At 61.6% G+C, this 11,837-nt stretch carries 6 protein-coding genes; 5 read left to right on the top strand and 1 reads right to left on the bottom strand.

The genetic code is table 11. From position 1 onward, the window contains the following. Nucleotides 1–128: 128 nt before the first annotated feature. Nucleotides 129–491, bottom strand: coding sequence for a tryptophan synthase subunit beta (locus tag GPL81_RS05185; RefSeq protein ID WP_160105507.1), 363 nt, complete (start codon nt 489–491; stop codon nt 129–131). Nucleotides 492–1,051: 560 nt separating this feature from the next. On the opposite strand from GPL81_RS05185, the gene bcsQ reads away from it, so the two are divergent. From bcsQ to GPL81_RS05160, 5 genes are read left to right on the top strand one after another with little or no spacing between them, the layout of a single operon-like run. After that, complete coding sequence (gene bcsQ / locus GPL81_RS05180; protein WP_160105505.1) at nt 1,052–2,194, top strand: cellulose biosynthesis protein BcsQ; 1,143 nt, start codon at nt 1,052–1,054, stop codon at nt 2,192–2,194. Beyond that, complete coding sequence (gene bcsA / locus GPL81_RS05175) at nt 2,191–4,413, top strand: UDP-forming cellulose synthase catalytic subunit (protein WP_160105504.1); 2,223 nt, start codon at nt 2,191–2,193, stop codon at nt 4,411–4,413. Before bcsQ ends, bcsA begins: the two co-directional genes overlap by 4 nt. Further along, nucleotides 4,413–6,677 carry a cellulose biosynthesis cyclic di-GMP-binding regulatory protein BcsB gene (gene bcsB / locus GPL81_RS05170; protein WP_160105502.1) on the top strand — a complete coding sequence of 755 codons (2,265 nt, stop codon included), beginning with the start codon at nt 4,413–4,415 and terminating at the stop codon, nt 6,675–6,677. The genes bcsA and bcsB overlap by 1 nt, the downstream gene beginning before the upstream one ends. 7 nt (nt 6,678–6,684) lie before the next feature. Next, nucleotides 6,685–7,929 carry a cellulose synthase complex periplasmic endoglucanase BcsZ gene (bcsZ, locus tag GPL81_RS05165; RefSeq protein WP_160105500.1) on the top strand — a complete coding sequence of 415 codons (1,245 nt, stop codon included), beginning with the start codon at nt 6,685–6,687 and terminating at the stop codon, nt 7,927–7,929. Beyond that, nucleotides 7,905–11,837, top strand: coding sequence for a cellulose biosynthesis protein BcsC (locus GPL81_RS05160; RefSeq protein ID WP_160105498.1), 3,933 nt, complete (start codon nt 7,905–7,907; stop codon nt 11,835–11,837). The genes bcsZ and GPL81_RS05160 overlap by 25 nt, the downstream gene beginning before the upstream one ends.

Genomic DNA, 11,837 nt, shown 5'->3' with positions numbered 1-11,837 from the left:
CGCCATCGCGGGCGAGCCCGCTCCCACAGGGAGTGGTGGCGATCACAGGACTTGTGTTCGACGCAAAATCTGTGGGAGCGGGCTTGCCCGCGATGGCGACGGCACAGTCAGCGAAGAAGTTGAAACCTTCAGATATACCCCTCCTCATCATCAACCAAATGACTCAACCCCCCCAAAGCCTCCCGGGCTTGGGTCCGGTCCATGAGCTTGGCTTGTGCAGGATCCGGCAAGTCTGTGACCAGGATCACGCCTTTGCTGATCAACACCTCGATCAAGTCGTCGAGTACCCGGATCATTTCCAGGTCGCTCTGCTGGAGCTGCTTGAGTTGTTTAATCTGCTTGAGCTGTTTGAGGCTGGTGGCCATGACTTCATTGGCGAACCAGGCCTGGAGGTCAGGGTGGTCGGTCGGCAGCGTTTCCGTGGATTCGGCGTAGGCTTGTGTTTCGACGCGCGTCAGTTTTCCTTCTGCATTGCGTTGCACGTAGAACATGGAGCATCCCTCGCAAGTGAATCGCGTCATGCTGTCAGCCAGCATAGTCAATATCGCGCCAGTAAAGGGCACCTCTCACATCCCGCTCAATAACTATCGCACTAAAGGTTCGCGGGTCGTTGCTGTCTATTTATAACTAACGCATTGATTTAAAACATATATGCCTAAACCGCCAAAAACGGCACCTATAACGATAGTTCAAATGGTCCGCGAATTGCTTTGCAGGTTCACGTTTTGTTCGGATTGCCGTCCATCCAGCGGGCTGCCATCTGGCGCAAATCATGTGCGCCGCTGTAATCCTTGCCGGATAATCCCGCGCCGCCGCTTAGCCCCTGTATTCAGCAGCCTGTAGCGAATGCGGGCCGCCGACTCCAGGCAGGATGCGCCAAATAAAAATAGGTGAATTCGTCAATTTTATGGCGATAAAAAAGGTTTTTTTAATCGCAATCAACTATTACACTTGCGACATTCAAAATATTGACGATATCATTTTGATAGCTTGCTTCGATGAACTTGAGCGAACTGCTCCCTAATATGCCAGCGCCTCGGATAGTCCTTTTATGAATCGTACAGACGATATATCGAATCTATTCAACAGGTTCGGAGCAAGTGCGGACAGTTATCTCGAGTTCGGCAGTCATTTCGAATACAAGGAAAAGCCGCTGGCGCTGGTCCCGACTGCGCCGGAACCTGCGCCTGTCGTTGAAATCGATCAGCCGCTTGTTCAGCTCGACGATGCAGCACTCGTGGTTTCGATCAAGGGTACCGAGGCGCAGTTGTCGTCCGTTAAACCCCGGCAGGCCGGTGCGCCGCTTCGCCATTTGCTGGCCGAAGTAGCGCTGGCGCGTGAGGCTGAAGCGCAAGCACGCAATGAAGAGGCGCTGCGTCAGGCACTGCCCCACGGACGCCCAGCCAAGACCCGAGCCCACGTTATCGCGCTCGTGTCGGCCAAGGGCGGCGTGGGTAAGAGCACGCTGGCCGCTGCGCTGACCACTGCATTGCGGTTGGAAGGCGGCCAGACACTGGCCATCGATCTCGATCCGCAAAATGCCTTGCAACATCACCTGGGCGCCGAGCCGGATGTTGCAGGCATGGGCAATGCCAGCCTCAAGGGTGAAAACTGGAAGGCGCTGCTGCTGGCGGGACCGGCAGATTCGTTGCTGCTGCCGTACGGTTCGGTGACAGAAGACGAGCGACGGACGCTGGAACGTTATATGGAACACGATCGTTACTGGCTGGCGCGCCAATTGGCGAGCATGAACCTGGGCGAAAACGATCTGGTGATTCTCGATACACCGCCAGGTCGCACCACTTACCTGGATCAGGCCTTGACGGTGGCGGATCAGGTGCTTGTCGTCGCGACTGCCGATGCGGCGTGCTTCGTTACGCTGGACCAGACGGAGCGTTTACTGGGCGAGCACGTGGCTCGCGGCATGGCGCCACTGTGCAGCTACGTGATCAATCAGTTCGACAGCTCTCGCCAGTTTTGCCGGGATATGCACGAAGTGTTCAAGCGTCGCCTCGGTTCACAGCTGCTGGGCGTCGTGACACTCGACCATGCCATCGGCGAGGCATTGGCCTATGGTCAGAACCCGCTGCTGGAGGCCGAGTCGTCCCAGGCCTGCCAGGACATGCTGACGCTGGGTGACACACTCAAGGCGCAGTTGAAGTCGATGGATGTTGCAGAGTCATTTGCCTCGTGATCAATACCTCAACTCCGGGTGCGGCCGTCCAGAGCCGTCCACAGCGCTGGGCTCAAACAGTCTCCGATCGGCTGAGCAGTCTGCCAGCGATATGGCGTCGGGCGTTGATCGCAAGCATGACCGTGTTTTGCGGTCTGCTGGTGCTGTTCATCATCACGGTGCCCTTCGAGCTGTATTCACAGTGCACTTTTGCCCTTGGCTGCTTTATCGTGGCCATGGTGCTGCGCAAGATTCCCGGACGCCTGACGGTGCTCATGCTCATCGGGCTGTCGCTGACGGCTTCCCTGCGCTACATGTACTGGCGACTCACCTCTACCCTCGGGTTCGAGGGCTGGGTCGACATGTTGTTCGGCTACGGCCTGGTCCTGGCCGAGTTGTACGCGTTGATCGTGCTGGTGTTCGGTTACCTGCAAACCGCGTGGCCGCTGCGCCGTAAACCGATTTTGATGAGCGGCCCTCCCAGTGAGTGGCCGACCGTCGATGTATTCATCCCGTCCTACAACGAAACCCTCGACATCGTGAAGGTCACGATCTTCGCTGCCCAGGCCATCGACTGGCCCCAGGACAAACTGCGTGTCCATGTGCTCGATGACGGTCGCCGCGAAGATTTTCGCGAGTTCTGCGAGCAAATTGGCGTGGGTTACATAGTTCGTGACAACAACCGCCATGCCAAGGCAGGCAACCTCAATGAAGCGTTGAAGGTCACCAGCGGCGAGTTCGTGACGATTTTCGACGCAGACCACGTGCCGACGCGTTCCTTCCTGCAGGTCTGTGTCGGCTGGTTCATCAAGGACCCGAAGCTGGCGATGCTGCAAACGCCGCACTTCTTCTTCTCGCCCGACCCGTTCGAGAAAAACCTCAACACCTTCCGTTCCGTGCCGAACGAGGGCGAGCTGTTCTATGGTCTGGTGCAGGATGGCAACGATCTGTGGAACGCCACATTCTTCTGTGGATCCTGTGCGGTGATTCGTCGGGCGCCGTTGCTGGAAGTCGGTGGCGTGGCCGTCGAGACCGTGACCGAGGATGCCCACACCGCGCTCAAACTGAACCGTGCCGGCTACAACACGGCGTATCTGGCCATTCCTCAAGCGGCCGGCCTGGCGACCGAAAGCCTGTCGCGGCACATCAGCCAGCGGATTCGCTGGGCACGGGGCATGGCACAGATTTTCCGCACCGATAATCCGTTGTTCGGCAAAGGGCTGAGCCTGGGGCAGCGGGTGTGCTACGTGAACGCGATGCTGCACTTTTTCTATGGCCTGCCGCGCCTGGCGTTCCTTACCGCGCCCTTGGCTTTCCTGTTCTTCGATGCGCAGATTTTCCACGCCTCGGCCTTGATGATCACCGCCTATGTATTGCCGCACATTCTCCACGCCAGCCTGACCAATTCCAGCATTCAGGGGCGCTTCCGCCACTCGTTCTGGAACGAGGTCTACGAGACGGTACTGGCCTGGTACATCATGGGCCCGGTGCTGATGGCGCTGATCAATCCCAAATTCGGTGGTTTCAACGTCACCGACAAGGGCGGGATCATCGACCAGAAATTCTTCGAGTGGAAACTGGCCCGTCCCTACATCGTTCTGCTGACATTGAACGTCGCCGGGCTGATCTACGGAGCCGTGCGGCTGATGGAAGGGGCTGAAGGCGCGACGACAACGATCCTGATCAACCTCGCCTGGACGGTCTACAACATCATCATCACCAGCGCCTCCGTGGCGGTCGCCAGCGAAACCCGGCAGGTTCGTTCCGAGCCACGGGTGGCTGCCGAGTTGCCGATGCGCCTGACCCGTGCCGACGGCAGTACGATCGAAGGCGTGACCCAGGACTTTTCGCAAAAGGGCCTGGGCTTCCGTTTGCCCGAGGGCGTCAGTGTGTCGAAGGGCGAGCAGGTTCAGATCTCGCTGTTTCGCAAACAACACCTGAGCGTGTTTCCGGCCGTCATCGTATTCAGTCGTGATGGGCTTCTGGGGGCGCAGTTCGATCAACTGACCCTGCGTCAGCAAAGCGAGCTGGTACGCCTGACGTTCTCGCGAGCCGATACCTGGGCTGCGACCTGGGGCAGTGGTCAGGTCGATACGCCACTGGCCGCCTTGCGGGATGTCAGCAGCATTGGCCTGCGCGGCATCTACGAACTTTTCAAAGCAACGCTCATGGAAGTGCAGCACCTGTTCCGCAGTCGCCGAGCCTCCCCGCCCCCCCTGGAAAACGTTTTGGACAAGTGATGAATTCGAAGTCTTTCGCTTTCGGTATCCTGCGCGACCGCGCATTGACACGCCTGACGTGCGCCTTTTTGGCGTTGGGTGGGGCTGCTACGGCATTCGCCGAGACCGCGCCGGTGGGTGTTGCGCCGGGGGGCAATGGTTACAGCGTGAGCCTCAAGCAGTTGGGCCGCAACTATCCGATGAGCCTGCACGGCGTGGAGTCCACCGATAGCGTCAATTTCGATGTGCGTGCCGATTCGATCGTGACCGGCGCCAAATTGAAGTTGCAGTACACCTATTCGCCGGCGCTGCTGGCCGATCTGTCGCAGATCAACGTCATCGTCAACGATGAAGTGGCTGCAAGCTTGCCCCTGCCCAAGGAAAACGCCGGGCAACTGCAATCGCAGGTGGTCACTATTCCGGCGCACCTGATCACTGAATTCAACCGCTTGAGCCTGCAATTCGTCGGTCACTACACCATGGGGTGTGAAGACCCTCAGCATTCAAGCCTGTGGGCGAAGATCAGCAACGCGACGGAGCTGAGCATTGAGGTGTCGCCGCTGGCCTTGCCCAACGACCTGTCGATCATGCCGCTGCCGTTTTTCGATCGCCGCGATGCCCGTACCTTGAGCCTGCCATTCGTGTTCGCCGGTGCGCCGGACAACACCGCCCTTGAAGCGGCTGGCGCACTGTCGTCGTGGTTCGGTGCCCAGGCCAGTTATCGCGGCGCGACGTTCTCGACGCGCTTCAACCAGATTCCGGCCAGCGGTAATGCCGTGGTCATGCTCAGCGGCCCGGACGCGCTGCAACTTGGCGCGCTGAACCTGCCTGCGGCCAAGGGCCCGACCCTGACGGTCATGACCAACCCCAATGACGCCAACGGCAAGTTGCTGGTGATCACCGGTCGCGATACCCGCGAACTCAAGACCGCGGTCACGGCATTGGTCCTCGGCAGCCAGGCGCTGTCGGGCAGCAGCGTGGTGATCGATCGCCTCGATACGGTGCAACCGCGCAAGCCTTACGACGCCCCGAACTGGTTGCCGAGCGATCGCCCGGTCAAGCTCGGCGAGTTGCTGCCGGCCAAGCAATTCAACGTCTCCGGCTACAACCCGGGCGACATCACCGTGCCGCTGAATTTCCCGCCGGACCTGTTTACCTGGCGTGATGAAGGTGCGCCGCTGAACCTCAAATACCGTTACACGCCGCAGGAAAAATCGACCAATTCCTCGTTCATCGTCAGTTTCAACGATGGTTTGATTCAGTCGCAAAACCTGTTGTCCCAGGACAAGCTCGACAGTGGCGTACTCAGCGCGCTGAAAGGCAATGACACACTGGGTCGCGAAACCCGCGTGCGCCTGCCATTGAACTCGGTGGCCCTGCAATCGCGCCTGCAACTGCGCTACATGTTCGATTACATCAAGCAAGGCGAATGCGGCGACATCATCATCGACAACATGCGTGGCAGCGTCGATCCGGAATCGACCCTCGACTTGAGCGGCTACGACCACTTCATGGCGATGCCGAACCTGGGGGTGTTCAAGGATGCGGGTTTCCCGTTTACCCGCCTGGCCGACCTGTCGCAAACCGCCGTGGTGCTGCCGGACAACGCCGGTGCACCGGAGCTGGATGCTTACCTGACGGTGCTTGGCCGTTTTGGCCAATCCACGGGTTACCCGGCTACCGGCGTGCTGGTGACGCAGGCGGCGCAGGTTCAGGCAGCCGCCGACAAAGACCTGCTGGTGCTGGCTTCCGGCACAAACCAGCCGTTGCTGGCACAGTGGGCTGATCACCTGCCGGCGACCGATGCCGGCGGCCAACAGAGCTTCCACCTGTCTGACCTGCCGATGCGCATACGTGACTGGATCAGCCCCGACCCGGACGCCAATCAGCGCAAGGCGCGTCTGGCCATGGCGTTCTCCGGGGGTGAGCGCAGCACGTATCTGACCGGTTTCGAGTCGCCGCTCAAAAGCGGTCGTAGCGTCGTGGTGATCGCCAGCGGGCAGCCGGCAGGCCTGGCTGAAGCGACCAGCGCCCTGATCGGCGGTGAAGATTACACCCAGTCGATCCAGGGTAGCCTGGTGGTGGTGCGTGGCAAAACCATCGAACCACTGGTGGCGGACGAGCAGTACTACGTCGGCAACCTGGGGCCGATCAAGTACGTGCAATGGCTGTTGTCGCGCCATGTGGTGTTGACGATGCTGCTGACCGGTCTCGGTGTGCTGTTGCTCAGTTGCCTGGCTTACCTGGCGTTGCGTTCCCGTGCCAAACAGCGGTTGGGTCACTGAAATCGCCATGACCACCCTCGTCACCCACCGTTGCAAACTGACATTCGTGCGCCGCTGGCGCCAGGCCGCGCTGTGGCTGGCGGGTGCGCTGGTGTCACTGAGCCTGACGCCGGCCATGGCGGCTGACGCGGCCGCGTGCACCAGCGCCGACTGGCCGCTATGGCAAACCTATGCCGCCCGGTTCGTCCAGAACGACGGGCGTCTGCTGGAGTCCAGCCTCGAACGCAATCACAGTACGTCCGAAGGCCAGTCCTACGGCATGTTGTTCGCTCTGATCGGCAACGACCGCGCGCGCTTCGATGCCTTGTGGAAATGGACCGCCGACAACATGGCCGGCTCTGACATCAACAGTCGTCTGCCAGGCTGGTTGTGGGGCCAGGGCAAGGACGGCACCTGGCAATTGCAGGACGCCAATTCGGCGTCGGATTCGGACCTGTGGATTGCCTACGCCCTTCTCGAAGCAGCGCGGTTGTGGCAGCGCCCGGACTATCGCGAAGCCGCCTTGCACCTGCTCAAGAACATTGAAGGCCAACTGGTGGTGAACCTGCCGGGTCTGGGAAGAATGGTGTTGCCCGGACCGGAAGGTTTCGTCCAGCCCGATCATCTCTGGCGCCTGAATCCGAGCTATTTGCCGCTGCCGCTGCTACGCCGACTGGCCAAGGAAGCGCCAACGGGGCCGTGGAAGGAAATCGCCGAAAACACCGTGAAGATGGTCAGCGCCTCCAGCCCCAAAGGCTATGTGGCGGACTGGATCGGTTACCGTGCGACTGCACCGAAGGCGGGGTTGTTCGTGGTCGATCCGGTCAAGGGCGAGTTGGGCAGCTATGACGCCATTCGTGTCTACCTGTGGGCCGGCATGACGCCCAAGTCCGATCCGTTGGCTGCCCCGCTGCTGGCGCGTCTGGACGGCATGTCGAACAGCACGGCTTCCACTGGTATCCCTCCGGAAAAAGTTCAGGTCATCAGCGGTGCCCTCGAAGGCCAGGGGCCGTTCGGGTACTCTGCGGCGCTGATTCCTTACTTCCAGGCCAAGGGCCAGCCGTGGTTGGCCGAGCAGCAGCAACGTCGCGTCGAAGAAGCTTTGAATGCGGCACTGGCCAAGGCCGACGGCGAACGAACCGAACCGCTCTACTACAACGCCATGCTCAGCCTGTTCGCACTGGGCTGGGCTGAAAAACGCTATCAGTTTCGTGATGACGGAACACTCAAATTGTCTTGGGAGACGTCATGCACCCGCGCCGTCACACGCTAGCTATCGGTATTCTCACCGCCCTTCTCGGCACCGCTGCCCACGCAGAGACCAACGAGGTGCAGGCGCGGCTGATCGAGCAAGGCCAGTACTGGCAGACCCGCGATAACGCATCGCGTGCCGCCGAGGCCTGGGAAAAAGTCCTGCGCCTGGACCCCAACCAGGCTGACGCGCTCTACGGCATGGGCCTGATCGGCGTCAAACAGAACAAACCCGAGCAGGCCCGGCAGTACCTGGCACGCTTGCAGGCGTTGTCACCACGACCCTGGCTGGCGGCGCAGCTGGAACAGGACATTGCCCTGACCGATCCGCAGAACATGGCCCTGCTCAATGAAGCCCGGCGCCTGGCCGATGGCGACCAGCGTGACCAGGCCACCGTGGTGTTCCGCAAGTTGTTCGCCGACCGTACCCCCGAAGGCAAGGTCGGCCGTGAGTTCTACACCAACCTGGCTTTCAACGACGCCAGTTGGCCCGAGGCGCGCGCGGGACTCGAACGGCTGCTGCGCGAAACGCCGAATGACTCGATCGTGGCGTTGTTCCTGGCCAAGCATCTGGTGCGCCACGAAGACAGCCGCCCGGAAGGCATTCGTGCCCTGGCCAGGCTGTCGACCCGCACGGACATTGCCGGTGACGCCGACGAGAGCTGGCGCCTGGCATTGGTCTGGACCGGGCCGCCGAACGCGGCGCAGGTGCCGTTGTTCGAAGAGTTCCTGAAGGCGCATCCGGACGACCAGGAAATCCGTGATTTGCTGAACAAAGGCAAATCGCAGTCGGCCACCGCCGGTGGTTCGGGGTGGCAGCAAGATCCACTGGTGGCGCGTGGGCTCCAGGCGCTGGAGAAGGGTGATCAGGCCAGTGCCGAGCAGGCGTTTGCCGCCCGCTTGAAAAACAAACCCGACGACGCCGATGCCCTCGGCGGCCTGGGCGTGGTGCGTCAGCAACAGAACCGTTTCGGTGAAGCCGAGCAGTTGCTCAACCGCGCCATCGCCAATGGCGGGACGCGCTGGAAGCCGGCCCTGAACAGCGTGCGCTATTGGGCATTGCTGCAGCAGGCCCGCGACCAGGCCAGGACGCAACCGGCCAAGGCGCAAGAGAGCATTGCCCAGGCCATGCGCCTGAATCCCAACGGTGTCGATGCACGCCTGACCCTCGCTGACATCCAGGCCCAGGCCGGGCAACTGGATGCCGCGCAGGCCAATTACCGCCAGGTGTTGAACGTGCAGCGCGGCAACCCTCAGGCCGTTCAGGGGCTGGTCAACGTGCTGGCGCAAACCGGTCAGGCGGATGAAGCCCTGCGTTTGCTCGACACCCTGACCCCGGACCAGCAAGCCGAGATGGGCGGCAGTGCCCGCCTGCGCGCATTGCGCTCCACGCAAGCGGCCAAGCTCGCCGAACAACGCGGTGATACACGCTCTGCCCAGCAAGCCCTGGCGCAAGCGGTGCTGGACGACCCGGACAACGTCTGGACCCGTTTCGACCTCGCGCGCCTGTACCTCAAGGCCGGCGAATCGCAGAAAGCCCGCGACCTGATCGACAGCTATTTGAAGGCCCATCCGAGCGACATCGATGCGCTGTACACCAGCGCCTTGCTCTCGGTGGAAATGGAGCAGTGGAACGCTGCGCAAGCGAGCATCAGCCGCATTCCCGCCGAGCGCCGCACCGCGGACATGAATGCGCTGGCCGACCAGATCACCCTCACGGTGCAGATCAAGCTGGCGGCGAGCATCGCCAAGCGTGGGCAGCGTCAGGAAGCCCTGGCCTTGCTCGATCGTTTGCAGCCCGTGGCCAGCCGCAGCCCCGATGGCATGGCGACCCTGGCATCGGCCTATGTCGATGCCGGTGATTCGGCACACGCACAATCGATGATGCGTGACGTGATTGCCCAGACGGCGACGCCGTCCGCGGACCTGATGCTGCAATACGCCAACCTGCTGCTCAAGACCGGCGACGATGCGCAAGTCAATTCGATCCTGCACGGTCTGCAAAACCAGCAGATGAGTGTGGCCACGCGCAAGCGCTTCGATGACGTGCTGTATCAATACCGAATTCGCCAGGCCGATATCCTGCGCGAAAACGGTGACCTGGCGGGCGCCTATGACACCCTGGCACCGGCGCTGGCTTCGCGCCCGGGGGACGTGGGTGCCGTTTCGGCGCTGGCGCGGATGTATGCCAGCAATGGCAACAATGCCAAGGCATTCGAGTTGTACAAACCGCTGTTGCAGCGTCAGCCCAATGACCCGCAAATTTTGTTGAATGCCGCCGATGCGGCGGTGCAGGCCCACGACATCGGCTATGCCGACCGTGCGCTGGAACAATTCCTGAAGCTGGAAACCTACGACCCGCAATCGCTGACCGAAGCGGCGCGGATCTACCGCAGCATGGGCAAGTCCAGCCAGGCGACCGAGTTGCTGCGCAAGGCCGTGGCCATCGAGCAGAACGAACAGAAGCGCAGCCTGACAGCCCAGGCCAGCAGCCTGAATGTCGCGCCGAACCCGTTCGTGGGCCAGCCAGGCCAGCGCAATCAGGTGAGTCGCGTGCCGGTGGATGCCATTCCGGCTCCAGCGCAGGCGCAACTGGAGGGTGCGGCGCCGGTCCTGCTCGCCAGCAATGGCGCGGTACCCGCCGATGCCTATCCGGGGCAGGCGCAACCGCATGTGGTCGCCTCGGGTACGGGGCGCCAGGCTTTGCCCGTCGGACGCTTCGCCGGTGCCACAGGTAACCCGTTCGCGCCGCAGGGAACGGTCAACGTGGCCGTCGATCAAGTCAGTTCGGCCCAGCGCGCCCTGGACAACATTCTTCAGGAGCGCAGCGGCTACGTGACTCAGGCCGTGACGATTCGCAGCAACGACAGCGAGTCGGGGCTGAGCAAGATGACCGACGTTGAAACGCCACTGGAGATCAACCTGCCGTCCGGCGAAAACCGCTACGCCGTGCGCGTGACGCCGGTGTCGTTGAATGCGGGCAGTGTCGGCAGTGATTCGGCCGCCCGTTTCGGTGGCGGCGGCGCATCGCCCGACGGCACCGGTTCCCAGCGCGATAAAGGGGTCGGTCTGAGTGTGGCCTATGCCCGCCCGGACGAAGGCATCAAGGCCGATGTCGGCACCACGCCGATCGGCTTCAAGTACAGCACCGCGGCCGGGGGCGTGAGCGTCGATCGGCCATTCTCCGACAACGCCAACATGCGGTACGGCGTCAGCGTCTCGCGGCGCCCGGTGACCGACAGCGTTACCTCGTTCGCCGGCGCCACCGACAAGCGCACCGACCAGTCTTGGGGCGGTGTGACGGCCAACGGCGGCCGCGCGCAGCTGAGCTATGACAACCAGGAAGTGGGCAGTTATGGCTACGGTTCGTGGCACAAATTGCTGGGTCACAACGTGGCGTCCAACAGCCGCACCGAACTGGGCGGGGGCGTGTACTGGTACCTGCGCAATGCCGAGGACAGCAAGCTGACCCTGGGCCTGAGCGCCACCGGCCTGAGCTTCGAAAACAACCAGGACTTCTTCACCTACGGCCATGGCGGTTACTTCAGCCCGCAAAGTTACTTTGCCCTGGGCGTGCCGGTCACTTGGGCGCAGCGCACGGAGCGGTTCTCCTACCAGGTCAAGGGCTCGGTAGGTGTGCAGTACTTCGAGCAGGACGCGGCGGATTACTTCCCCAACGACAAAGACCTGCAGGCGGCCAACAACCAGCGTTACAAAGGCCAGAACAAGACAGGCGTGGGTTACAGCCTGAGCGGTGCCGGCGAGTACAAATTCGGTTCGAGCTTTTTCCTCGGCGCCAATCTTGGCCTGGACAACGCTCAGGACTACAAGCAATTCACTGGGGGCATGTACCTGCGCTACATGTTCGAAGACATGAACGGCCCGATGGAATTGCCGGTCAGCCCCTACCGTTCCCCTTATTCCAACTGA

Source organism: Pseudomonas izuensis (assembly GCF_009861505.1).
GTDB lineage: Bacteria > Pseudomonadota > Gammaproteobacteria > Pseudomonadales > Pseudomonadaceae > Aquipseudomonas > Aquipseudomonas izuensis.
The sequence above is the reverse complement of the archived record's forward strand: the minus strand, read 5'-3'. Positions and strand labels throughout refer to the sequence as shown.

Bases quoted from the DNA above. Each gene is read 5' to 3' on its own strand.
- bcsQ (WP_160105505.1), top strand. From the start codon at position 1,052: ATGAATCGTACAGACGATATATCGAATCTATTCAACAGGTTCGGAGCA.
- bcsB (WP_160105502.1), top strand. From the start codon at position 4,413: ATGAATTCGAAGTCTTTCGCTTTCGGTATCCTGCGCGACCGCGCATTG.
- bcsZ (WP_160105500.1), top strand. From the start codon at position 6,685: ATGACCACCCTCGTCACCCACCGTTGCAAACTGACATTCGTGCGCCGC.
- GPL81_RS05185 (WP_160105507.1), bottom strand. From the start codon at position 491: ATGTTCTACGTGCAACGCAATGCAGAAGGAAAACTGACGCGCGTCGAA.
- GPL81_RS05160 (WP_160105498.1), top strand. From the start codon at position 7,905: ATGCACCCGCGCCGTCACACGCTAGCTATCGGTATTCTCACCGCCCTT.